Source organism: Microbacterium sp. bgisy203 (assembly GCF_057706945.1).
On the sequence record NZ_JBYIPF010000001.1, the window covers coordinates 688,628 to 711,560 of the forward strand.

At 71.0% G+C, this 22,933-nt stretch carries 23 protein-coding genes; 9 read left to right on the plus strand and 14 right to left on the minus strand.

Going from position 1 to position 22,933, the window contains the following annotated elements; translation table 11 throughout:
• Positions 1-13 precede the first annotated feature (13 nt).
• Entirely contained in the window at positions 14-1,219 is a 1,206-nt protein-coding gene (locus AC3ENQ_RS03310; RefSeq protein WP_431801641.1) for an amidohydrolase family protein, read from the plus strand.
• 51 nt (positions 1,220-1,270) lie between these two features.
• Here AC3ENQ_RS03310 and AC3ENQ_RS03315 read toward each other — a convergent pair whose 3' ends face one another.
• The 3 genes from AC3ENQ_RS03315 to galU form a co-directional block, all read right to left on the minus strand.
• Positions 1,271-2,206, minus strand: coding sequence for a large exoprotein (locus tag AC3ENQ_RS03315; RefSeq protein ID WP_431801643.1), 936 nt, complete (start codon positions 2,204-2,206; stop codon positions 1,271-1,273).
• Between the two features lie 107 nt (positions 2,207-2,313).
• The gene (locus AC3ENQ_RS03320) at positions 2,314-2,946 is read right to left on the minus strand and encodes a GNAT family N-acetyltransferase (RefSeq protein ID WP_431801645.1); all 633 of its coding nucleotides are present in this window, start codon (positions 2,944-2,946) and stop codon (positions 2,314-2,316) included.
• Positions 2,947-2,979: 33 nt separating this feature from the next.
• Positions 2,980-3,855, minus strand: coding sequence for a UTP--glucose-1-phosphate uridylyltransferase GalU (gene galU, locus AC3ENQ_RS03325; protein ID WP_431801647.1), 876 nt, complete (start codon positions 3,853-3,855; stop codon positions 2,980-2,982).
• 78 nt (positions 3,856-3,933) lie between these two features.
• On the opposite strand from galU, the gene AC3ENQ_RS03330 reads away from it, so the two are divergent.
• Genes AC3ENQ_RS03330 through mscL form a run of 3 tightly spaced genes read left to right on the plus strand, consistent with a single transcriptional unit; the run spans position 3,934 to position 5,304 of the window.
• Positions 3,934-4,530 (plus strand): 5-formyltetrahydrofolate cyclo-ligase, encoded by a 597-nt coding sequence (locus tag AC3ENQ_RS03330; RefSeq protein ID WP_431801649.1) that lies wholly within the window; start codon positions 3,934-3,936, stop codon positions 4,528-4,530.
• Positions 4,531-4,550: 20 nt separating this feature from the next.
• Positions 4,551-4,823, plus strand: a complete 273-nt coding sequence (locus tag AC3ENQ_RS03335) for an FmdB family zinc ribbon protein (protein ID WP_431801651.1) — start codon at positions 4,551-4,553, stop codon at positions 4,821-4,823.
• A 34-nt stretch (positions 4,824-4,857) separates the two neighbouring features.
• Entirely contained in the window at positions 4,858-5,304 is a 447-nt protein-coding gene (mscL, locus tag AC3ENQ_RS03340; protein WP_431801652.1) for a large conductance mechanosensitive channel protein MscL, read from the plus strand.
• Positions 5,305-5,795: 491 nt separating this feature from the next.
• On the opposite strand, the gene AC3ENQ_RS03345 is transcribed toward mscL, so the two are convergent.
• The gene (locus tag AC3ENQ_RS03345; RefSeq protein WP_431801654.1) at positions 5,796-9,491 is read right to left on the minus strand and encodes an AAA family ATPase; all 3,696 of its coding nucleotides are present in this window, start codon (positions 9,489-9,491) and stop codon (positions 5,796-5,798) included.
• Between the two features lie 211 nt (positions 9,492-9,702).
• On the opposite strand from AC3ENQ_RS03345, the gene AC3ENQ_RS03350 reads away from it, so the two are divergent.
• On the plus strand, positions 9,703-10,281 hold the full coding sequence (locus AC3ENQ_RS03350) for a methylated-DNA--[protein]-cysteine S-methyltransferase (RefSeq protein WP_431801656.1): 579 nt from the start codon (positions 9,703-9,705) through the stop codon (positions 10,279-10,281).
• A gap of 114 nt (positions 10,282-10,395) precedes the next feature.
• Here AC3ENQ_RS03350 and AC3ENQ_RS03355 read toward each other — a convergent pair whose 3' ends face one another.
• Both AC3ENQ_RS03355 and AC3ENQ_RS03360 read right to left on the minus strand, forming a co-directional pair.
• Entirely contained in the window at positions 10,396-12,030 is a 1,635-nt protein-coding gene (locus tag AC3ENQ_RS03355) for a solute symporter family protein (protein WP_431801658.1), read from the minus strand.
• Positions 12,027-12,377 carry a DUF485 domain-containing protein gene (locus AC3ENQ_RS03360; protein ID WP_431801660.1) on the minus strand — a complete coding sequence of 117 codons (351 nt, stop codon included), beginning with the start codon at positions 12,375-12,377 and terminating at the stop codon, positions 12,027-12,029. Before AC3ENQ_RS03360 ends, AC3ENQ_RS03355 begins: the two co-directional genes overlap by 4 nt.
• A 129-nt stretch (positions 12,378-12,506) precedes the next feature.
• Here AC3ENQ_RS03360 and AC3ENQ_RS03365 point away from each other — a divergent pair, with 129 nt between their 5' ends.
• A complete protein-coding gene (locus AC3ENQ_RS03365) occupies positions 12,507-13,361 on the plus strand; it encodes a LuxR C-terminal-related transcriptional regulator (protein ID WP_431801661.1) in 855 nt (284 codons plus the stop codon).
• 27 nt (positions 13,362-13,388) lie between these two features.
• Positions 13,389-13,757 carry a histone-like nucleoid-structuring protein Lsr2 gene (locus tag AC3ENQ_RS03370; protein ID WP_431801663.1) on the plus strand — a complete coding sequence of 123 codons (369 nt, stop codon included), beginning with the start codon at positions 13,389-13,391 and terminating at the stop codon, positions 13,755-13,757.
• 20 nt (positions 13,758-13,777) lie between these two features.
• On the opposite strand, the gene AC3ENQ_RS03375 is transcribed toward AC3ENQ_RS03370, so the two are convergent.
• The 3 genes from AC3ENQ_RS03375 to AC3ENQ_RS03385 are packed head-to-tail and all read right to left on the minus strand — an operon-like array spanning position 13,778 to position 15,839.
• Complete coding sequence (locus tag AC3ENQ_RS03375; RefSeq protein WP_431801664.1) at positions 13,778-14,665, minus strand: polysaccharide deacetylase family protein; 888 nt, start codon at positions 14,663-14,665, stop codon at positions 13,778-13,780.
• Positions 14,560-15,309 (minus strand): hypothetical protein, encoded by a 750-nt coding sequence (locus AC3ENQ_RS03380; protein WP_431801666.1) that lies wholly within the window; start codon positions 15,307-15,309, stop codon positions 14,560-14,562. Before AC3ENQ_RS03380 ends, AC3ENQ_RS03375 begins: the two co-directional genes overlap by 106 nt.
• Positions 15,306-15,839: a hypothetical protein gene (locus tag AC3ENQ_RS03385; RefSeq protein ID WP_431801668.1), complete on the minus strand. Its 534-nt coding sequence runs from the start codon at positions 15,837-15,839 to the stop codon at positions 15,306-15,308. The genes AC3ENQ_RS03380 and AC3ENQ_RS03385 overlap by 4 nt, the downstream gene beginning before the upstream one ends.
• A gap of 122 nt (positions 15,840-15,961) precedes the next feature.
• Here AC3ENQ_RS03385 and AC3ENQ_RS03390 point away from each other — a divergent pair, with 122 nt between their 5' ends.
• Positions 15,962-16,672 (plus strand): DsbA family protein, encoded by a 711-nt coding sequence (locus AC3ENQ_RS03390; protein ID WP_431801669.1) that lies wholly within the window; start codon positions 15,962-15,964, stop codon positions 16,670-16,672.
• Between the two features lie 46 nt (positions 16,673-16,718).
• Here AC3ENQ_RS03390 and AC3ENQ_RS03395 read toward each other — a convergent pair whose 3' ends face one another.
• A complete protein-coding gene (locus tag AC3ENQ_RS03395; protein WP_431801671.1) occupies positions 16,719-18,095 on the minus strand; it encodes a M20/M25/M40 family metallo-hydrolase in 1,377 nt (458 codons plus the stop codon).
• 41 nt (positions 18,096-18,136) lie between these two features.
• On the minus strand, positions 18,137-19,537 hold the full coding sequence (locus tag AC3ENQ_RS03400) for an SLC13 family permease (protein ID WP_431801672.1): 1,401 nt from the start codon (positions 19,535-19,537) through the stop codon (positions 18,137-18,139).
• Positions 19,538-19,586: 49 nt separating this feature from the next.
• On the opposite strand from AC3ENQ_RS03400, the gene AC3ENQ_RS03405 reads away from it, so the two are divergent.
• Entirely contained in the window at positions 19,587-21,176 is a 1,590-nt protein-coding gene (locus tag AC3ENQ_RS03405; RefSeq protein ID WP_431801674.1) for a catalase, read from the plus strand.
• 57 nt (positions 21,177-21,233) lie between these two features.
• Here the strand turns inward: AC3ENQ_RS03405 and AC3ENQ_RS03410 are convergent, their stop codons facing one another.
• From AC3ENQ_RS03410 to AC3ENQ_RS03420, 3 genes are all read right to left on the minus strand, one after another.
• Positions 21,234-21,674, minus strand: a complete 441-nt coding sequence (locus AC3ENQ_RS03410) for a hypothetical protein (RefSeq protein WP_431801676.1) — start codon at positions 21,672-21,674, stop codon at positions 21,234-21,236.
• 102 nt (positions 21,675-21,776) lie between these two features.
• A complete protein-coding gene (locus AC3ENQ_RS03415) occupies positions 21,777-22,511 on the minus strand; it encodes a YidC/Oxa1 family membrane protein insertase (RefSeq protein ID WP_431801678.1) in 735 nt (244 codons plus the stop codon).
• Between the two features lie 73 nt (positions 22,512-22,584).
• On the minus strand, positions 22,585-22,872 hold the full coding sequence (locus tag AC3ENQ_RS03420) for a DUF6412 domain-containing protein (protein ID WP_431801680.1): 288 nt from the start codon (positions 22,870-22,872) through the stop codon (positions 22,585-22,587).
• Between the last annotated feature and the right edge of the window lie 61 nt (positions 22,873-22,933).

Consider the following 22,933-nt stretch of genomic DNA (forward strand, 5'->3'; position numbering starts at 1 on the left):
GCAGGATGGAGGGATGAGCTCCGCCCTGATCGCCCTCTCCACCGTCCGGAACGTCCGCCCGTGGGGAGGTGATCCGGTCGATCTGACGATCACGGACGGCGTCATCAGCAAGATCGCGGCGACGACGGCATCCCCCTCCGCGGCCGCGTCGTCCGCGGGCGCCGGCTCCGCCTACGACGGCCGGGGCCTTCTCGCCCTCCCGGGCCTCGTCAACGCGCACGCACACATCGACAAGTCGTGGTGGGGGCTCCCCTGGCAGTCGTACGGCGGCGAGGGCGGCACCGAGGGCCGGATCCGGCACGAGCGGGCGCGACGCGACGAGATCGGGATGCCGTCGGTGGAGATCACGCGGAACGTCCTCGATCAGCTCGTGCGGCACGGTACGACCGCGATTCGCACCCACGTCGATGTGGACCTCGGACTGGGTCTGCGCGGCATCGACGTGGTGCGCGAGGCGGTCGCGGCCTACGACGGCGCGCTCGCCGTCGAGATCGTCGCGTTTCCGCAGGACGGCGTCCTCCGCCGCCCCGGAGTCTTCGACCTCCTCGCCCGCGCTGCACAAGCCGGCGCCGAGCACATCGGAGGTCTCGACCCGGCCACGATCGACCGTGACCCCGTCGGCCAGATCGACGCGATCCTCGGGCTCGCCGCGGAGCACGGTGTGGGCGTCGATATCCACCTGCACGATCCTGCCGATCTGGGTGCCTTCCAGATCGAGCTGATCCTCGCCCGCGTCGCCGAGCTCGGGCTCGAGGGACGCGTGAATATCGCCCACGGTTTCGCCGTCGCCGAACTCGAGCGTGCGCGCCGCCGCGACCTGCTCGCGCAGATGGGCGAGCTCGGGGTCACGATGACGACGGTCGCGCCGCTGCGCCTGCCGCAGCTGCCGCTCGACGAGCTGGATGCCGTGGGCGTCGTGCTCGGGTTCGGAACCGACGGCATCCGCGACCTGTGGAGCCCGTACGGCACCGGTGACCTCCTCGGCATCGCGTGGCAGTACGCGCGCGCATCGAGCCTCGTGCGCGACGACGACCTGCGCCGAGTGGTCGAGATCGCGGCCGGCGGGTCGGCGCCCTTCGCGGGTCTTCCCGCGAATCGTCTCGCCGTGGGCGACCGCGCGGACCTCGTGCCGCTCGACGCGGGGAACCCGATGGACGCGCTCGTGCGCACCCCACCACGCGAGGCCGTCATCGCAGCCGGGCGCCTCCTCGTCGGCTGACCCTCACCCCACGTCGGCCGTCGCCGGCGGGCGGTGATGATCACTGGCCGGTCACTGGCCGCTGGCGCGCCGTTCCAGCAGTCGGCGCACGTGCGCCTCGATCGCCTCGTCGCCGGCCGCGGGGCCCCCGGCGAACTCCTCGTCCGGGTGGGTGCGGCGCGTCGCGCGCGCGGCCTGGATGCTCGGCGGGCGCTGACGCTCCGCGCGTGCCCGCATCGCCTCGTCGAGGGCGGCGCGGCGAAGCGCCTCGCGGGCGTCGACCTCGTCGAGGACGACGGCGGCGCGCGATCCCGCCGAAGCGGTGAGAGGTCGCGGCAGTTCGCGTGGCGTCCAGGCGGTGCGGTCGGAGGCAAGCGACACGTCCTGCAGGTCGCCCGTGACGCGGGCGACAGCGGCAGGCGCGACGATCCGCACCTCGGCGCGGCGCCGCACGACGGCCACCCGGCGGAGCACGACGAGCGTCATGAGAGCGAGCCCGACGGATGCCGCGATGAGCAGCACCGAGCCGCCGGCGGCGACCGCGAAGCCACCTCCGACGGCGAGCCCGAGCGCCGCAACACCGAGCACGCCGGCGATCACACGCGCCCGCCCGAGGGCACGGGCGCGGCGGGCCTCGGGGCGTTCCCGGGCGGCGCGCGCCTCGGCGGCGGCGCGCTCACGGGCGGCGGCCGCGTCGGCCTTCGCCTGCAGGGTCGCCGCGGCGAGCTCGGCACGGGCGCGGTCGAGGTCGGCCTGCTCGCGCTCGGTCTGGGCCTGGCGCGCGAGCCGCTGCTGCGCGAGGGCGGTGCGGGCATTCAGTTCGAGCCGCACCTCGTCGGGGGTCTCACTCGTCTCCGCCAGGACGCGCAGGGCCTGGTTCAGCCGGACGGCGTTGCGCTCCGCTGCGGTGAACTGATGGCGGCCGTACCAGGAGGGGACGAGATAGACGAGCCAGAGCACGACGGCGACGAGGACGATGACGCCTCCACCCAGAACCTGGCCTCCCATGCGGTCCACGGTAGGGCCGGCGGTGCGCTGATCCCGGCATCCGCCCCGCGTGTCTGACCTTCGAGTTCAACGTGAAGGTCGCGACGAGGACGTCGGCGCCGATCGCGTCAGCCCGGCAGCCGGTCTGTGACCGGCACCGTCGCCGCGTGCGCGGGAGCACGACCGCTCACCCAGCGCTGCAGGACGCCCTCCGGAACCTCTTCGCGGACGAGCGCGAACGCGTAGTGGTCGCGCCAATCCCCCGCGATGTGGATGTATCTCCGCCGCAGCCCCTCGTAGCGGAACCCGAGCTTCTCGACGACGCGCAGACTCGCCTTGTTCTCGGGACGGATGCAGATCTCCATGCGGTGGATCCCCAGTTCGCGGAAGCACACGTCGGTCGCGAGCGCGACGGACGTAGGCGTGATGTCGCGCCCCGCGTAGCGCTCGCTCACCCAATACCCGATCGTCGCCGACGCGAGGGAGCCGCGCGACATGCCCCAAACGTTCAGCTGACCGGCGACCTGCCCGTCGTACTCCATGACGAACGGCACGCCGCCGCCGTCGCGATACTGCTGAAGCAGGCGCTTGACGCCCAGGCGCACGTCGAACGAGACCGGCCCGTCGGGGCTCGTCGCCTCCCACGGGCGCAGCCACGCACGGTTCGACATGAGCTCGGACTGCAGGACCCGCGCGTCGCGCTGACGGACGAGGCGGATGCCGATGCGCCCGTGCTGTCGCGGCACCGTCAGATCGACCACCGACTTCCCCTCACCTGCGCCGCAGGAGCAACCTCACAGCTGCTCGGCGAACTCCTTCAGCCAGGGACGCAGTGCGGGGCCGAGGTCGTCGCGATCGGCGGCCAGCTGCACGATGGCCTTGATGTAGTCCACCCTATCGCCGGTGTCATAGCGACGCCCGCGGAACACGACACCGAGCACCCCGTCGGTGACGGCGAGCTCCTGCAGGGCGTCGGTCAGCTGGATCTCGCCGCCCTTGCCGGGTTCCGTGCGCTCGAGGATGCCGAACACCTGCGGCGTCAAGACGTACCGGCCGATGATCGCGTAATTGGAGGGGGCGTCCTCCTTCTTCGGCTTCTCGACGAGGCCGGTGACCTTCACGACGTCGGGGTCGTCGGTCTCCTCGACCGACGCGACGCCGTACATGTGGATGTGCTCGGGATCGACCTCCATGAGGGCGATGACGGTGAGCCCCGTCCGCTCGTTCTCGGCGATCATCGTCGTGAGCAGCGGGTCGCGCTCGTCGATCAGGTCGTCACCGAGGAGCACCGCGAAGGTCGAGTCCCCGACATGGTGCTTCGCCCGCAGCACGGCGTGACCGAGGCCTTTGGGCTCGCCCTGCCGCACGAAGTGGATGTCGGCGAGTTCGGTCGAGGCCTGCACACGCTGCAGCTTCTCGAGGTCGCCCTTGTTGGTGAGATTCGATTCGAGCTCGGGAACCGAGTCGAAGTGGTTCGAGATGTTGTTCTTGTTGCGCCCCAGGATGATGAGGATGTCGTCCGCCCCTGCGCCGACGGCCTCTTCGACGACGTACTGGATCGCCGGCTTGTCCACGACAGGCAGCATCTCCTTCGGCATCGCCTTCGTCGCGGGAAGGAAGCGGGTGCCGAGCCCGGCGGCGGGGATCACAGCCTTGATGCGCGTCGTCATGGGCACAGCCTACCGGCGCACGCCGACATCGCCCGTCCGAACGGGGCCGGGCCATCGAGGTGCACCTACAATCGGACCATGCCCGATGCCATCGACGACGCGAAACGGGCGCTCCGCGCCGACCTTCGCGAGCGTCGCCAGCAGCGATCCGATGCCGCCCGCGCGGAGGCCGCGGAGGGTGTCAAAACGCAACTCGACGCCCTCGTGGATGCCGTCGGCGCCCGGTCGATCTCGTGCTTCCTGTCGACGCCGACCGAACCCGGAACGCACGCGTTCATCGTCGACGCGGTCGCTCGCGGCATCCGGGTTCTCCTTCCGATCACCCGCACCGACGGCCTGCTCGACTGGGCCCTCGCTGACCCGGAGGGCGAGATCGCGGAGGGCGTCTTCGGCGCCCCCGAGCCGGTCGGCGAAGTGCTCAGCCCCCTCGCCGTCAACGACGTCGACCTCCTCGTCATCCCCGCCGCCGCCGTCGATCGCACCGGCATGCGACTCGGCTGGGGCCGCGGCTACTTCGACAAGACCATCGGCTCGATGGAGCAGTGCCCGCCCGTCTACGCCGTCATCTTCGACTCCGAGCTCGTCGACGAGGTGCCCCGAGACCTCCACGACCAGCCCGTCACCGGCGTCGTCACGCCCACCCGAACCCTTACCCTCGCGCCGCAGCGGCGCTGACCGAACCCTCGAGGACTCCGATGCCCACCTACGCCTACGCCTGCACGCAGTGCGGCCACGCCTTCGACGCCGTCCAGTCCTTCAGCGACGCCTCGCTCACCGAGTGCCCCGTCTGCGGAGGCGCACTGCGCAAGCAGTACGGGTCGGTGGGCGTCACCTTCAACGGCTCGGGCTTCTACCGCACCGATTCGCGGAAGAGCGCGGTATCCGGCGATTCCTCTGGCGGCGGCGCGACAACTTCGCCATCATCGAAGTCTGAGGCAAAGGCCTCACCCGCACCGTCGGGATCGTAACCGGCGCACCGTTGCCGGCAAGGAGGGGGCTCGAATGCTCAAGGGCTTCAAAGACTTCATCATGCGCGGCAACGTCATCGACCTCGCGGTCGCGGTCGTCATCGGCGCCGCGTTCACCGCGCTCGTCAACTCGGTCGTCGAATCGATCATCAACCCGATCCTCGCCCTGTTCATGAAGGCGGATGCCAGCGGCAACATCGGCTTCACGGTGCCGGGTCTCTACGGCGAGGTGACCTTCCCCGTCGGCAACCTCATCACGGCGATCATCACCTTCATCGTGACCGCTGCCGTCGTCTACTTCGTGTTCGTCTACCCGATGAACAAGTGGAAGGAGATCCAGGCCGCGAAGGCCGGCATCTCCGAAGAGGAAGAGGCGAAGCTCCCCACCGAGCAGGAGCTGCTCGTCCAGATCCGCGATCTGCTGCAGGACCGGAAGCTCCTCGACGACGCGCCCGCCGCGACACCGCCCGCGGCGAAGTAACGCCGTTTCGACTCGCTGCGCTCGCTCAACGACCGGATCAGCCGCACCACACCCCCGGCCGCACCACGCCCCCGGTCGTTGAGCGAGCGGCTCCGCCGCGAGTCGAAACGCCCCACCACGTTTCGACTCGCTGCGCTCGCTCAACGACCGGATCAGCTGCACCACGCCCCCGGCCGCCCCGCGAGCCGCACCAACGCCCACTCCCCGGTCGTTGAGCGAGCGGCTCCGCCGCGAGTCGAAACGCCCCACATCAGTAGTGCGGCGGAACGTCGCGGCGCATCCGCTCGTCGTTCGGGCCCGACGCGCCGCCCTCGCCTCCGGCAGAGGCCGCAGCGCCGTCCGCAGTCCCGGACGAGCCCGGCATCTCCGGGTCGGGGTCGGTCCCCGGCACCGGCGTCAGCTGCGCGCGCCGTGCACCGCGTACCCGCACGACCCGCTGGCGCGGAGCGCCCGGGGACGGAGCGCCCGGCGACGACTCGGCAACCGGCTCGTCACTCGACGACATCGATCGGCTGCGTCTGCGTCTCGGCGGTCGGCGCCTCCGGCGGCACCCCGAGGATCGCCGCGATCCGCTCCGCGACGCCCGCCGGGTCGCTGTAGAGGTCGAACGCGTGCACGCGGATGTAGTGCCAGCCGAGCCGGCGGAGCACCTGCGGGCGCAGGCGCAGGGTCTCGCGCAGCGTGTCGTGCGCCGTGTCCGAGTCGCTTTCGGCGACGACGGCCTTGCCGCGGTACTGGGCGACGATCGGCAGCTGGCCGCGGTAGTCGACGTCGACCGCGACACCGCGCGCGCGCAGATGCCGGGCGAGCGAGAGGGTGAGCGGGTCGGCGAGGTCTTCGAGCCGCGCCTCGCGCGCCCGGGCGGCGATGCCGCCGAGGATCGACATGAGTCGCGACGCGCCCGACGCGAGCCGGCTCTCGTCGAAGCTCGACGGGCGGATCGACGAGACGATCACCATCGACCGGCGCGCGCGCGTCATGCCGACCGTGAGGAGCCGCTCCCCGTCCTCGCCGGAGAGGTCGCCGAAGTCGCTGAGGACGCGTCCGTGCTTCGTGAGGCCGAACCCGAGCGAGAAGACGACGCGGTCGCGGCTCTCGGCGACCGACTCCTCGAGCCCGAGCACGGCGAAGGGTTCCGCCGTGTCCCGCCCCACGAAGTCGGCGACGTCGGCGCGTCCCGCGAAAGCGGCGGAAACGGCCGCGCGCACACGCTCGGCATGACGGGTGGATGCCGTGACCACCATGAGCGACTCGGTGGGTCGGTTGACGGCGTGTTCGACGACGAGCGTCACGACGCGGGCGACCTCGGCATCCGGGCTCTCCACCGCGCCGGTGACGGGGTCGGGCGTTCCGTGCCCGCCCTCGACGTAGTCGACGCTGAGGCTGCCGCGCCCGAGATATGAGCCGGCCCACGGGAGCGACACGAGCCGCCCGTCGTAGAAGGCGGAGTTGACGAGCTCGGCGAGGTCCTCCCCGCCGGCCCGGTAGCTGCGCGTGAGCGTCTCGGAGGGCACGAGCTCGGCGAGGCGCTCGAAGACGCTCACGTCGTCGAAGTCCACTTCGGGCTCGTCGCCCGGCTGCGGGGCGCCAGAGGCGACCCGGAAGGGAGTGGGCTTCTGCGTCACGGGGTCGCCGAAGGCGACGACCTGGTGCGCGCGCCGGAGAGCGGGCGCGGCCTCGGCGAGGCAGAGCGCCGCGGCATCCGCGATCACGACGACGTCGAAGGCCGCGTCGAGCGGGATCGCCGGCACCTCGTAGGGCGAGGCGAGCCACACCGGCGCGAGGGTGCGGACGAGCGCGGGGGCCGCGTGAACGATTTCCGCGGGGGTCGCGACGCCGGCGCGGAGGGCGTGCTTCAGGGCACCGACCTCGTGCGCCTCGTCGACGACCGCGATCTTCCACTGCGTCGCGAGCTCGGCGGCCAGGAGCGGACCGGCCGACCCGGCGTGGGCCTCGTCGACGAGGCGGAAGTCGCGTTCGAGACGGTCGACGACCGAGGTGTTCGCACCCAGCAGCGCGCGGTCGGTGCGGAGCATCGCCTCGAGCGCCGACTGCCACCACGCGAACTCGAACTCCGCCGCGACCTCGCTCTCGGGGACGTGACGCACCGACAGCTCGGTGAGGAGGCCGTCGAGTCCGAGCTCGGCGAGGCGGCTGCGGAGCTCGGCGCGCTCGACGAGATTGTCGAACACCTCCGACTCGGCGGCGAGGCCCGCGAGGGTGCGGAGCAGATGCGGGATCGGGAGCGACGCGAGCGGCTGCGTGCGGCCGAGCGCCGCGTCGAGCGAGGCGAGGTCGGCGTCGACGCGCTGCCACGCCGTCGCGACGTCGTCGAGGCCGATCGGCACCTCGGGGAGCACGCCCGGGTCGACGAGCTGCTGCCACGTCGCGCGCTGCTGCTGCACGCGCAGGAGGGACTCGTGCATGTCGGAGATGTGCATGCCGGGGCGGACGTACTCGCGCGAGAGGTTCTTGAGGCGCCGGCGCTGCGCCCCCGACATGTCCGGGGCGTCCCGCCGCGCGGCGTGCGCGGTGATGAGCTCCTGCAGCGGGCGCTCGAAGACCGTCATGCTGAACCGGTCGAGCGAGGCCCGAATGCCCTGCAGCAGCCGGATGTAGGCGCCGAGCTCGGCGACGGTCGTGAAGGGCCGCATGCGGGTCTGCGCGATGAGCTCATAGCCGCGTTCCAGGATGCCGGGGACTTCGCTCCGGTGCAGTCGCTGCGCGAGGGCGTGCGCGTCGGTCGCCTGCTGCGTCGTCTCGAACGCGACGGCATACCACGGCGAGTCGTCCGGCCCGAAGCGGAACTCTCCGAGCGTCGCCGCGGTCGCGAGGAGCTCGGCGGCTTCGGTGCGCCGATGGGCGAGCGTCTGCAGGGTGCGCAGGTCGAAACGGGTCTCGGCGGCCGGCTGCGGGTCGTGGCTCGTGATCGTCGTGAGCGTGCGGAGCGCCTCGATCGGCGAGATGCCGAGCTGGGCGTGCCGGCCGGTCAGCGCGTCGCGGTAGTCGCGCAGAACGGTCCGGAGGCGCACGAGCGCGTCGTCGACGTCGGCGACCTTCGGTTGCTCGGCCTTCTCGTTGCGTCCGATCGCACGGATGAGGTCTCGGTGCAGCTGCGTCGGCGAGACGGCGAGCGCCGGCAGGCCGATCCCCGCGAGACGGTGCCGCACGCCCTCGAGGGTCGAGCGGCGCGCGCTGACGACCAGCACGCGCTTTCCCGCGCGGACGAGCTCGCCGACCGCGTTGATGACGGTCTGCGTGCCGCCGGTCCCGGGGAGGGTCTGCACCGTCAGCGACTGCCCGGCGAGGATGCGGGCGAGCACCGCCTCCTGCTCGGCGTCGGCGTCGAGCAGCAGTCGGTCGGATGCCGGGGGCCGGTCGTCGGCGCCGACGAGCGGCGAGAGGGGGCGCAGCCGCGCGAGCTCCTCCCGATCGGTCGCGTGCCCGGCGAGCGCGTTCAGGATCGGGTGGTCCCGGTCGTCGGCGTCGCGCACCATCTCGGAGGCGGCGTCGGCGAACGTCGAGACCACGAGGCGCGGATGCACCGTGAAGGTGTCGATGTGGGCCGTCAGCGCGCGCAGGTGGTCGATGACCGGCTGCGGCTTGAAGACGCCGTCCTCGTGCGCGAGCTCGGCGAGCGCACGTCCGTCGAGGGCGATGCCGAAGTGGGTGCGCGCCGCCACGACGAGCTCGGGGTTGATCGTGAAGGAGCCGTGCAGGCGCAGGTCGAAGTCGAGGTGGTGGCGCCGGATGATGAGGGGTCGTAGCAACACGGGCGCGGAGAACGGCGCCCCGCCGATCTTCCAGCCCGCGATCCCGACGGCGAGGTGCACGGTGTCGAGCCCCCGCGCGGTGCGCAGCTCCACGTCTTTCGCCGCGATCCGCTCGGCGGCGCGCCGCGCGGCGAGGAGGGCGACCTCGTCGCGGAACAGGTTGGAGAGGAGCGTGGGTCGTCCGGTGATGAACTGCGGGAGACTCCCCGGGTGCGCCTTCGTGATGTCGATGCCGGCGTCACCGGCATCCGTGTAGTGCAGGAGCGTCGACGGCCCGCCCAACTGTCCGGCCTCCTCGCGCAATCGCGCACGCTCGGCGCGGGCGACATGGGTCACCACGACCCCCGGCTCGGACAGATCGAGGTCGGCCGGGGTCACCGAGTACTCGTGCTCGGCATCGTTCACGCCGCGCACGGCGCCACCGTTCGCTCGCCACACACTCGACACCCTAGGCGCGACCGGCGCGAGAATCTCGTTAGTCCGCCGGGTTTTGCGCTATTGAGGCGCACGCGCCCCCAGAGCCGCGTTGCCATCGACTCCTCCCCAGGCGGCGGATTCGCCGATTCGTCCACAGATCGCCCGGCGCGGGCGCCTCGCATCGGAGCGGCGCGACATCATGGGAGCCATGTCCGCACTCCCCTCCCCCTCGGCCGCATACTCGGTGCACCCGACACCGATCGGCGAGGCCCTCGTCGTCGTCACCGACGCGGGCCTCGCCGTCCTCGAGATCCTCGAGGACCACGCGGGCGCGGCCGAAGGCGCGCTCGAACGGGCCGCGCTCGCGCTGCGCACGGCGCCCGAGCCGGATGCCGACGCCACGGCATCCGTCCGCACACAGCTCGACGAGTACTTCGCCGGGATCCGCCGCCGGTTCGAGGTGCCCCTCGACCTGCGCGTGGGCGGGTTCGTCCGCGCCGCGCTCGACGCGGTGTGCGAGATCCCCTACGGCGAGGTCGCCTCGTACGCCGAGGTCGCGATCGCCGCCGGGTCTCCCGGCGCGAACCGTGCCGTGGGGACCGCCTGCGCGCGCACCCCGATCTCGATCATCGTTCCCGCGCACCGCGTGGTGCGCAGCGACGGCTCGATCGGCGACTACGGCGGGCATCCCGAGCGCAAGCGCCACCTGCTCGATCTGGAGGCGCGGGTGACAGAGGCCTCGTCCTCGCCGGGGGCGCCGGCGACACAGACGTCGCGGGCCGTGTAGGCCGGCCGCGACGAGCGAGCGGCCCCGGGCGCACCTCCTTGCGACAGGAAGGAATGCCCGGGGCCGCCGCGTCCTCACGCCGTGACGTCGCGTCAGCGCGTCATCACCGGCATCTCAGTGGTCGACCGCCTTCTCGGCGCCGTAGCCCGTGAGCGAGCGCACCTCCATCTCGGCCGCCTTCTCCGGGTCTTCCGCCGTGCGGGAGGTCACCGATCCGAGCCAGCCGAGGAAGAACCCGAGCGGGATCGAGACGATGCCGGGGTTGTTCAGCGGCCAGATCGCCGTGCCGACGTTCTTGAACACGCTCGTCTCGGTGCCCCAGAACACGGGCGAGAGGACGATGAGGATGATGGCGGCGGCGAGGCCCCCGTACATGCTCCACACCGCGCCACGGGTCGTGAACTTCCGCCAGTACAGCGAGTAGAGGATCGTCGGCAGGTTCGCCGAGGCGGCGACCGCGAAGGCCAGCGCGACGAGGAACGCGACGTTCTGCCCCTGCACGCCGATGCCGCCGAGGATCGCCAGGATGCCGATGACGATCACGGTGCGACGGGCGACCTTGACCTCGCCGTCCGGCGGGACGTTCCCCTTCTTCACGACGTTCGCATAGATGTCGTGGGCGAACGAGGCTGCCGCCGTGATCGTGAGACCGGCGACGACCGCGAGGATCGTCGCGAATGCGACGGCGGAGATGAACCCGAGCAGGAGCGGCCCGCCGAGCTCGAACGCCAGCAGCGGTGCTGCGGAGTTCACGCCCCCGGGCGCGTTCTTGATCGTGTCGGGGCCGACGAGGTAACCCGCACCGTAGCCGAGGACGAGGGTGAGCAGGTAGAAGAGCCCGATGAGCCAGATCGCCCACACGACCGAGCGACGTGCTTCCTTGGCGGTGGGCACGGTGTAGAAGCGCATCAGCACGTGCGGGAGGCCAGCCGTGCCGAGGACGAGCGCCGTCGCGAGCGACACGAAGTCCCACGGGTTCTTTCCGTACTGCAGACCCGGCTCGAGGATCGCCTCCTTGGGGGTCGACGTCGATGCGGCGACGGCGTTTTCGAGCAGCGTGTTGAGGCTGAAGCCGTTGAGCGCGAGCACCCAGATGGTCATGACGACCGCACCGCCGATGAGGAGGAACGCCTTCACGATCTGCACCCAGGTGGTGCCCTTCATGCCGCCGATGAGGACGTACACGATCATGAGGAGCCCGACGACGGCGACGACGACGGACTGACCGATCTGCTCGTGGATGCCGAGCAGCAGCGAGACGAGTCCGCCGGCGCCGGCCATCTGCGCGAGCAGGTAGAAGAAGCAGACGGCGAGGGTCGTGATGGCCGCCGCCATGCGCACGGGCCGCTCCTTGAGACGGAAGGAGAGGACGTCGGCCATCGTGAACTTGCCGGTGTTGCGCATGAGCTCGGCGACGAGCAGCAGCGCGACGAGCCACGCGACGAGGAAGCCGATGGAGTAGAGGAACCCGTCGTAGCCGTTGATCGCGATCGCGCCGACGATTCCGAGGAAGGATGCCGCGGAGAGGTAGTCGCCCGAGATCGCGAAGCCGTTCTGCGGGCCGGTGAAGGATCGATCGGCCGCGTAGTAGTCGGCCGCCGTCTTGTTGTTGCGGCTCGCGCGGATGACGATGAAGAGCGTCACCGCGACGAAGGCGCCGAAGATCGAGATGTTGAGCACCGGGTTGTTCTCGACGGTGTCGACGGCCGCCGCGGCGGCATCCCATACGGACTGCGTCAACGCGCTCATGCGCTCGGCTCCAGTTCCTCGAGCTCTTCACGGATCTTCGCCGACAGCGGGTCCACTCGCCTGTTCGCGTAGGAGACGTACCACATCGTGATGGCGAAGGTCGTGACGAATTGGCCGAGACCCATCAGCAGACCCACGTTGATGAGGCCCCACACCGGCGTCGACATGAACTCGCCGGCGAACGACGAGAGCAGCACGTAGGTGAAGTACCAGACGAGGAACGCGATGGTGAGCGGCCAGACGAAGCTGCGATGCCGCCTTTTCAGCTCGACGTACTCGGGCGATCTCTCGACCGCGACGTAGTCGATGCCGCCCGAGGGACGGGCATCGGTGGACGATCCTGACATGTGGCCTCCTTGCCTCATGGGGGGTCGGGCGTGCGCCCGGACGCCCGGTCGACGTCGTCCGGGCGCGTGGTAACGTCGACGCTACGAAACCGGGTGACGCAGTCGTCACCCCCGGAAGTGGGTAGTGGGATGGCACCTTCTGGCGTCGCCTCCGAAGCCGATCTCCTGACGCGCGCGGTCGGCGACCTCGCGACGCGCACGGGACTGCCCGTCGCGTTCGGCGGGTACGAGCAGTCGGGCGCGATCGATGTGACCTCTGTCGTCGGCAACCGCACAGGGCACCTCTCGACCCTCGTGGTCGAGCCGACGCGCGGCCTCGGCGGACGGGCGTTCGTCGAGCGGCGTCCGCGCCTCGCCCTCGACTACCGGTCATCGCGCAACATCACCCACGACTACGACCGCGCCGTCCTCGGCGAAGGCATCGCGACGCTGTTCGCCGTGCCGGTGCTCGTCGCGGGGCTTCCGCGCGGCGTGCTGTACTGCGGCTCGTGGGCGCAGACCGCCTTCGGCGAGCAGACCGCACGCGCAGCGCTCCAGGTCGCCGCCGACCTTGCGACCGAGCTGCGCGTCAACGACGAGGTATCACGTCGCGTGAGCCGACTCGCCCCCGCGGCCCCCGCCCCGGGCCTCGACGCAGCATCGCGCGAAGAGCTGCGCGAGGCATACGCCGAGCTGCGCCGGATCGGCGCAGAAGTGGCGGATGCCGGCATCCGTCGACGCCTCGAGGCGATCGAAGAGCGCCTCGCGACGCTGTCGCACGACCGCGCGGAACCCGAGGCGGCCCTCGACGTGCGCCTCTCGCCGCGCGAGACGGATGTGCTCGCGTGCGCGGCGCTGGGGCAGACCAATGCCGAGATCGCCGCGCACCTGACGCTGCGCGAAGGCACGGTGAAGTCGTACCTGCAGGCGGCGATGGCGAAGCTCGACGCCGCGACCCGGCACGCCGCGGTCACGAAGGCGCGCCGCGCCGGCCTTCTCCCCTAGCCGCGCCCGCGTCAGTAGGCTCTGGCCATGGCTCGCAGAATCGTGCATCAGCTCGTGGACGACCTCGACGGCACCGTGTTGGAGGTCGGCTCGGGTGAGACCGTGCTGTTCTCGCTCGACGGGACGGCGTACGAGATCGACCTCACCGACGAGAACGCCGAGGCGCTGCGCGCCGCGCTCGCTCCCTACGTCGCCGCGGGGCGGTCGGTGTCGGCGCGGCCGGCCGGCGGTGGCACGCGCACCGGGTCGGCGGGTGGCGGCGGCCGCAAGCAGAAGCGCGCCGGCCAGCGCGACTACGCGCCGGTCCGCGCGTGGGCGGCCGAGAACGGGTACGAGCTCTCCGAGCGCGGGCGCGTGCCGGCCTCCGTGCTCGAGGCCTACGACGCAGCTCACTGACCTCCGCGGGGTACCTGCCCTCAGTCGAGCGGGCCGTGCCGCACGATGCCCGGCGGCACATGACCGTCGAACAGCGCGTCGACCGTGACGAGGGAGAAGCCCCGATCGCGCAGACCCGCCACCACGTCGGCGAAGACGCTCTCAGTGACCGGCTGGATGTCGTGCATGAGCATGATCGTCTGGGGATTCGGGCGGTCGATCGCGTAGCGCTTCAGCGACTCCGCGTCCGGGCCCGCCCAGTCGCGCGTGTCGACGCTCCAGAGGATCGCGCTCTGCCCGGCGAGCGCCACGACGTGGTCGTCGACGTATCCGCCGGGCGGCCGGAAGAACGGGATCGGCTGCCCCGACAGCCGTTCGAGCAGAGCACGCGTGTTCCCGAGCTGCGCCTGGATCTGCGTGTCGGTGAGGTCGGTGAGGTATGGGTGATCCCAGGTGTGGTTGCCGATCTCGTGCCCCTCGGCGGCGACGCGCGCGACGGTGTCGGGGTGGTTCTGCGCGTTCTTGCCGAGCATGAAGAACGTCGCCGCCGAGTGCTGGTCGCGGAGCACGTCGAGGAACGCCGGGGTCAGCGTCGAGGGTCCGTCGTCGAGGGTCATCGCCATGCGCGGGACGAGGTCGCACGGCGTCCGCTCGAACCCGGCGCCTGCGCTCGTGGGGCCTGTGAAGGGTCCGGATGCCGTCGCCACGGCGCGTCCGAGATCGGTGAGCACCGGTGAGATCTCGTCTGGGGTGAACTCCACGAACAGCGCGCGATCGGTGCCCCGCGCGTTCCAGCGGACGAGTCCGTCGAGTTCGGGGGCGCTCAGGCCCGCGGGCACCGGCACCGACACGGCGCCGTCCGCGAAGCGCGCGCGCCCGAGCTCTCCGGCGAGGGCCGCGGCGACCTGATCGGCATCCGGCGGCTGCACGCTCTCGAGCGACAGGCTCCCGCGTCACGACGCAACACGTCGACCATCTCGGTCCAGAGCGCCGGGACGTCGGCGAAGAGGTCGGATGCCGTGCCGACGACACCCGTCGAGAGGTCGGTGTAAACGGTCTCGGCCGAGTCGGAGGTGACGAAGCCGGCGGACCCGATGACGGTGCGGAGGGTCTCGGCGAACACCGCTCCGCGCGCGACGGTGACCTCGCAGACGACGACCGTGCCGGCGCGGTCGCCGAGAACGTCGGCCGCCAGCTCGGTCGCCGCACCCGCCGTGCAGCCGCGCTCGGCGAGCCCCGCGCCGGCGGGGAAGGCCTCGGGCCGATAGGCGGCGCCGGAGGCATCCGACCGCACCGCGACGGCATCCCGCACCGCCTTCTCGATGACATCGTTGATGGGCTGATCGCCGGGAAGGGCGGACCAGCGGGCGTCGATCCCGACCGTGTCGTTCCGCAGGCGCTGATCGACGGTTCCTGGCGCCGCGTCCGCCGCAGAGGCGGGCTCCGTCGTCACCGTGCCGATCACCGGCCACGCGGTGGGCTCCCAGCCGGGGTCGGTCGCGGGAGCGCACGCGCTGATGCCGAGGAGCATGGCCGCGACGGCGAGCGCGGCGGCGGCGCGCCGCGCGATCACGGCGTCACCCCGGCGGACGTGACGACGACGTGGGAGAGGAGCAGCGCGAGTTCCGCGTCGTAGCCGGTGGTCGGTCGCGCGTCGAAGAGGACGGCGGCCCCGCCCGCGACGACCGCGCCGACCGTCGCGTCGTCGTCGACGGCGCGCGTGTGAAGCACGCGGGTAGCGCCGACCGGCTCGACGTCGAAGGGCGCAACGGCGCCCCCCGCCCGCTCTCGCACGGCCGCCTCCGCATCATCCGTCCGGACGACGGTGAAGGCGACGGTCATCTCGCCGTCGGGACTCCGGACGGTCGCGGATGCCGCATCGAACGGGTCGACGAGGTACGACCAGCCGTCCTCAACGGTGATCTGCCCCGCCGCGCCCGTCGTCGCGACGCGAATCTCCGTCGGACCGGCGGCGACCTCGGTCTGCGCGGCGCGGACGATCTGCGGCACGACGAAGACGGCGCCGACGGCGAGAGCGACGAGGACGGTCGCCCCGACGATGAGCGACACCACGAGAGGAACGCGCGATCGCCTGCGGGACACGGAGCGATCTTGACACGCACCTCCGACATGGCACGCGCGACGCGCGCGATCTCTGGCGGATACTCAGACTCCGTCCGTAAAATGAGGTCTGACCACAATAGACGCTTTCCGAGGAGACCACCGTGCGCCGCGCTCGTCCGTCCACCCGTCTGTTCGTGACCGCCGTCGCCGCCGGCACACTCCTCCTGTCGGGGTGCGCCGCGGGGTCCGACCCGGCGCCCACCACTCCCCCGGCATCCTCCGCCTCAGCCGCCACCCCCGCAGGCGCGACGGAGTACGGACTCCACTCGGGGACGGGACACGTGTCGATCCAGCTGTGGACCGACCTGTCGTGCCCGTACTGCCAGATGCTCGAGGCGGCGACCGGTGACATCATCGCGGACGCGGTCGCCGACGGCACGGCGACCCTCACGATCCACCCGCTGAACTTCGTGAGCGGTAAGCACGGCGACGCGACCGACTGGTCGACGCGCGGCGCGAACGCGCTCGCCGCCGCACTCGACGCCGGCGAGGGCGACGCGCTCCCCGCCTTCTACGCCATCCTGCAGGAGCACCAGACGCTCGCCGACGGCACGTCCCACCCGAGCGACGACGACATCCTCGCCTTCGCGAAGGATGCCGGAGTCCGCGCCGACATCTCCGACGCCGTCACCTCACGCCGCTTCGCCGCGTGGGTGAACGCGTCGAACGAGCATTGGCTCGGGGCGACGATCGCCGGCACCCACCAGGTCGTGCAGGGCGTGCCGATCCTCGTCGTCGACGGAACGGTGATCGACCTGTCCTCCGGCGATGTCGTCAGCCGCCTGCAGGCAACAATCGACGCCGCCCGCTGACGGGCACCCGTCGTCATCGAGCGAGCGCAGCGCGTCGAAACGCCCCTCAGTTCTTCTCGCCGGTGTTCTTCTCGCCGGTCTTCTCCCCGAGCCGCGTGAGCAGCAGCACCTGCGCCGCGATCATGCGTTCGAGCTCCGCCGGGTCGACCGACTCGTCCGAGGCGTGGATGCGCGCGTGCTCCGTGTCCTGCACGCCCCACAGCACGACCGACGCCTTCGGCGAAGCCTTCAGCAGCGACGCGACGAGCGGAATCGACCCGCCCGAGCCGATCTGCTCGACGTCTTTCCCGTAGATCTCGGCGAGCGCGGCCTCGGCATCCCCGATCGCGGGTGCGGACGTGTCGGCCTGGAAGTTGCTCCCGGCCTTCACGCGCTCGACCTCGACCTTGCAGTTCCAGGGCGTCTGGGTCTCGAGGTACGACATGAGCGCCGCCAGCTGGCCCTCGGGGTCGGCACCGGGGGCGATGCGCAGCGACAGCCGCGCCTTCACCGATGGGATGAGCACGTTCCCGCCCTCGACGGTGTTCGGCACGTCCATGCCGATGACGGTGACCGACGGCCGTGCCCAGACGCGGTCGCTGATCGTTCCCGTGCCGAGGTAGTCGACGCCGTCGAGGATCGCCGATCCCTGCCGGTAGATCGCCTCGTCCATGTCGGCGCCCGGCCACGTGCCGCTGTCGACGCCGGGGATGACGGTGTCGCCGTTCCCGTCGTGCAGCGTGTCGAGAATGCGGATCATCGCGGTCATGGCGTCGGGCGCGGCCCCGCCGAACAGGCCCGAGTGGACGGGGGCGGAGAGCGTCGAGACGGTGATCGTGCACGACACGTCGCCGCGCATCGCGGTCGTCAGCGCCGGGCGGTTGACCGCCTGCGGGCCGACGTCGGCGATGACGGCAACGTCGAAGCGGAACCGGTCGGGGTTGTGCTCGACGAACTCCTCGAGGTGCGAGATCGTCTCCTCCTCACCCTCGACGAGCACCTGGATCGAGCACGGCGGGTTTTTCGCGAGCTGCGCGATCGTCGCGTAGTGCATCGCGAGGCCCGACTTGTCATCGGCGGCGCCGCGCCCGTAGATGCGGCCGTCGTCCTTCGTCGTCGCCGTCCACGGGTCGCTCGTCCACCCCTGGTCCTCGGCGGCGGGCTGCACGTCGTAGTGCGCATACAGAAGCACGGTCGGAGACCCTTCCGGTCCCGGGATCTCGGCGACGACGGCGGGGTAGCCCCCGGGGATCTCCTGCAGCCGGGCGTTGTCTGCTCCGGCATCCTTCAGCATGTCGATCACGGCCTGCGCCATGTCGTGCACGGGCTGCTCGGGAAAGCCCGGGAAGGCGATCGAACGGATGCCGACGAGGGTCGCGTGCCGGGCGAGGACGTCGGGCATCATCGCCTTCGTCGCGGCGGTGATCTCTTCTGCGGTGGACATGGGGTCTTCCTTTCCCGGGCACGCTGGTCGGCGCCCGCGATTCAGCGCACGAACAACTGGATGACAAGGCCCGCGGCGACGACCGACACCCACGAGACGAGCATGGGGATCGTGAAGGAGTGCCAGATCGGCACGGAGGTGAGGTGGGTCGACCCCGTGAGGTCGGTCTCGACGGCGGCGATCTGCGAGCCGTTCGCGGGGAAGAACCAGACGCCGACGAGCGACGGCCACATCGCGGTGATGACGCCGATCGGCATGCCGGCACCGATCGCGATGGGGATGATCGTGTTGGTCGTCGCCGACTGGCTCGTCGTGAGGCCCGCCATGAGGAACAGAGCGACGGCGAGGAGGATCGGCGCGGTCTGAACGAGACCGCCGAGGGGCTCGACGATCGTCTCCTGGTTGGCGTTGATGAAGGTGGATGCCATCCAGGCGATGCCGAAGAGGGCCACGGCCGCGACGAAGCCCGAGGCCAGGAGCGACTGCTTCATCACGTCGCCGGACTTCACCTTGCACACCAGCATGATGATGAGCGCCGCCGAGAACATGAACAGCTGGATGACGGTCGACATACCGATCGGTTGCAGGTCGCCGTTCGCGTCGGGGAAGGCGGGGCGGAGGTTCGGGAAGAACCCCATGACGACGACCGCGAGGATCGCCGCGACGAAGATCGCGGCCGAGACGCGGCCGTTCTTCGGGACGTCCTGGGTGATCTTCTCCGTGGCGATCGAACTGCGTGTCTGCTTGCGCGCCTGCTTCGCGGCATCCGCGGGGCTCGCACCGCCCGCGATCGCGTCCTCGCGCGCCTTCTTCTCGGCGACGAGCACGGGGGTCATCTCCACCGTGCCGTCCTCGACGTGCTTGAGGTACACGGGGTCGTCGAGCAGCTCCTTGCCGATCCGCTGCTGGATGAACGAGGTCGCGATGCACGCGACGATCGCCGCGGGGACGGTGATGAGAAGGATCGATGTGAGACCGAAGCCCAGCGGCGAGGCGAGCACGAGGTAGGCCGCCATAGCCGCAGAGACCGGGCTGGACGTGATGCCGAGAGCGCTCGTGACGGTGGACGCTGCGAGCGAGCGCTCGGGGCGCTGCCCGTTGCGGTAGGCCGTCTCGTAGATGACGGGGATGAGCGCGAAGAAGATGTTCGAGGTGCCCGAGAGCGCCGTGAACGCGAAGGCGACGAGCGGCGCGACGTAGGTGAGGCGCTTGGGGTTCGCCTGGATGATCTTCGACGCGATCGACACGAGGTAGTCGATGCCGCCGGCCGCCTGCATGGCTGCCGCCGCCGTGATGACGGCGATGACGATGAAGAACGCGTCGACCGGAGGCGACCCGGGCGGCAGCCGGAAGATGAAGACGAGCACGAGCGTGCCGAACACGCCCCACAGACCCAGGCCGATCCCCCCGGTTCTGACACCGAGGACGATCGCGCCGAGCACGACGCAAGGGGGGGTGGTCCTCGCCGCGATCGCTCCGTAGCCTGGCGCTATGCCTGATCTCCCTGAGCCCACCGACGGCGAATCCATCAAGACCGCTCCCTCCGTCGAGGCCGATCTCGGCTCGACGACCGACACCGGTTCGCCGGCCCCGAGCGACCGCAACTCCCTGACGGTCGGCGCGGACGGCCCGATCCTCCTTCACGATGTCCACTTCGTGAACCAGATGGCGCATTTCAACCGCGAACGCGTCCCCGAGCGGAACGTCCATGCGAAGGGCTCGGGCGCGTTCGGCGTCTTCGAGACCACCGAGGACGTGTCGGCGTACACGAAGGCATCCCTGTTTCAACCGGGAGCGACGACGGAGATGCTCGCCCGCTTCTCGACGGTCGCGGGCGAGCAGGGGTCCCCCGACACGTGGCGCGACCCGCGCGGATTCGCGCTGAAGTTCTACACCGACGAGGGCAACTACGACCTCGTCGGCAACAACACGCCGATCTTCTTCATCCGCGACGCCATGAAGTTCCCCCACTTCATCCGCTCGCAGAAGCGGCGCGGCGGCAATGGCCTGCGCGATAACAACATGCAGTGGGATTTCTGGACGCTGAACCCCGAGTCCGCGCACCAGGTCACCTACCTCATGGGCGACCGCGGCATCCCGCGCACCTACCGTCACATGAACGGCTACGGGTCGCACACCTACCTCTGGGTGAATGCGGCAGGTGAGAAGCACTGGGTGAAGTACCACTTCCACAGCGACCAGGGCGTGGAGGGTCTGGAAGACGCCGACGCGACCCGCATCGCCGGCGAGGACGCCGACTTCCACCGTCGCGACCTGTGGGACGCAATCGAGCGCGGCGACTACCCGCGGTGGACCCTCTCGGTGCAGCTCATGCCGTACGAGGATGCGAAGACGTACCGGATCAATCCGTTCGATCTGACCAAGATCTGGCCGCACGCCGACTACCCGCTGGTCAAGGTCGGAACGATGACCCTCAACCGGAACCCCGCGAATTTCTTCGCCGAGATCGAGCAGGCCGCCTTCGAGCCGTCGGCGCTCGTCCCGGGCATCGGGTTCTCCCCCGACAAGATGCTGCTCGGCCGCGCGTTCGCCTATGCCGACACGCACCGCCACCGCATCGGCGCGAACTACCTGCAGCTGCCGGTCAACCGTCCGCATGTCGAGGTGAACACCTACACGAAGGACGGCCCGATGGCGTACGAGCACACGGGGGATGCCCCGGTGTACGCACCGAACTCGTTCGGCCGCGGATACGCCGACAACGTGGGCGAGGTCGACCCGGGCTGGGAGGTCGACGGCGCGATGGTCCGCGAGGCGTACACGCTACGGCCGGACGACGACGACTTCTCGCAGCCGGGCGCGCTCGTGCGCGACGTGTGGAACGACGAGCAGCGCGCCGCGTTCGTGAAGACGGTCGCGGGGCACCTTCTCGGCGGCGTCACGGGCGACGTGCTCGAGCGGGCGTTCGCGTACTGGAAAGCCGTCGATCAGGCCACCGGGGCCGAGATCGAGAAGCTCGTCCGGGCAGACGCCGACCTCGGAGCTCCCGGCGCGCAGCCGGACGCCGCCGCCGCGAACGCAGACGACCCGATCGTCGAGCCCGACACGCACGCCGGGTGAGAGCGCACCCGCCCAGAGCGGGTTCGAGCGGCCCCTCGCGCGCGAGCGCGGGGGGCCCTACTCGTGGACCTCATCGACGAGGGTGAGCTCGGTGTCGTCGATGCGGATCGTGAGAGGTTCGGTCGTCTTCACCGAACCGGGTGTCGCGAACACGGTCGTGTGCGGCACGAGGTCGAGCGTGCAGGGCGTCTGCTCGGGCACCTCGCGCGTCTCGACGCGGACCGCGTTTCCTGCTCCCGCGCGCTCTTCGACGATCATGCGCTCTCCGACGGTGGGGCAGCTGCTGCTCCCCCACAGGACGACCGCGATCGCGCCGGCGTTCTCGAGGTAGAACGCCTCGGGCTCGCCGGTGAGCTCTGTCCCGCCGGTCTCCTCGCCGTGTCCCCCCGCGGGGCCGCCCGGGTAGCTCTCCGTCGGGGCGCCGCTCGCGCATCCCGCGAGTGCGAGCACCGCCGCGATCGCCAGGACCGCCGCACCGGTGCGTGTTCGCGTCGTCATCGTGCCACCTCCGCCGTCGTCGTGCCCTCAACATACCGAGACGCGGCGCCGTGCGGCGAAAACTCGGCCGGTCGAGTTCTCGATCCGGCCGGCGCGCGCCGGTCACGGGGATGCGAGCGGGTAGCGACGCCGCAGCACGAGCCGCTGTCCGAGCGTCCAGACGACGGTCACGGCGAGGTAGATCGCTGCGGCGAGCGGCACGAAGGCCGCGATGACCGCCGTGGTGTACTGCAGAGCTCCCAGCGCTCCCCCCGGAACCTGCGGCCCGTCGGCGGATGTCGGGACCGGAAGCAGCCGCCGCGTCGCCTCCGCGACGGCGGCGATCACCGCGATGATCACGGCGAAGACGATCGCGGTCCCGGCGCCGGCCGTCCCCTGGACGATCTCACCGGCCAGGCTCGCCCCCAGCGGGACCCCGAGCAAGGTCTCGTCGAGGAGGGCGTTGGGCCGCCCGGCGATTGAGGAGTGGATGAAGACGGTGTACAGCAGCCCGAGCACCGGGGCCTGAGCGAGCACGGGCAGACATCCGGTGAACGGCGACGCGCCTTCGGCGCGGTAGAGCGCCATCGTCTCCCGCTGCAGGCGTTCGGGGTCGCGGCGGTGCCGCTTCTGGAGGTCGCGCAGGCGCGGGGCGAGGCGGGAGCGCAGCTGTTCGGCTCGTGCGCTCGCGACGCCGAGCGGGATCAGTCCGGCCCGGACGACGAGGGTCACGAGCGCGACCGCGACGGCCGCGGAGGCGTGGCCCGAGACGGGGGCGATGAGCGACGTGACGGCCATGAGGCCGTCGTAGGTGAGGGAGACGAGGGTCGAGATGAGGGGCAGCGAGGTGAGGTCCATGAGGCATCCATCGGTCGAGGCGATCAGGGGCTGATCGGCCGCGAAGGATGCCGGGGTCTTCCCGACGGGTGGGCTACGCGGCCGAGGCCGCTGCGCTCGGACCGCGCCGGCGGATGTGCCCGTCGGCGTCGGGGTCGCTCTGGGTGAGGGGGGCTGCGCGTTCGTCGTCGCGCGTGGGATGCCGGCGGGCTCCGCCGACGCGACGCGGGGCGACGACGACGGAGGCGACGAGGAGGACGAGGGTCGCCGCGACGAGCACGGTCACCGTCACGAGTGCGCCGGCCGACGTCAGCTCGGGGACGGCGAGGATGCCGAGCGCGGCGAGTGAGGCGCGCCACAGGGAGATCAGTGTGTCGATCACGTCGCCCTCCCTGCTCGTGGTGTGTGCCCAGAGTAGCCGAAGGTCGTCGACCGGCGCGGGG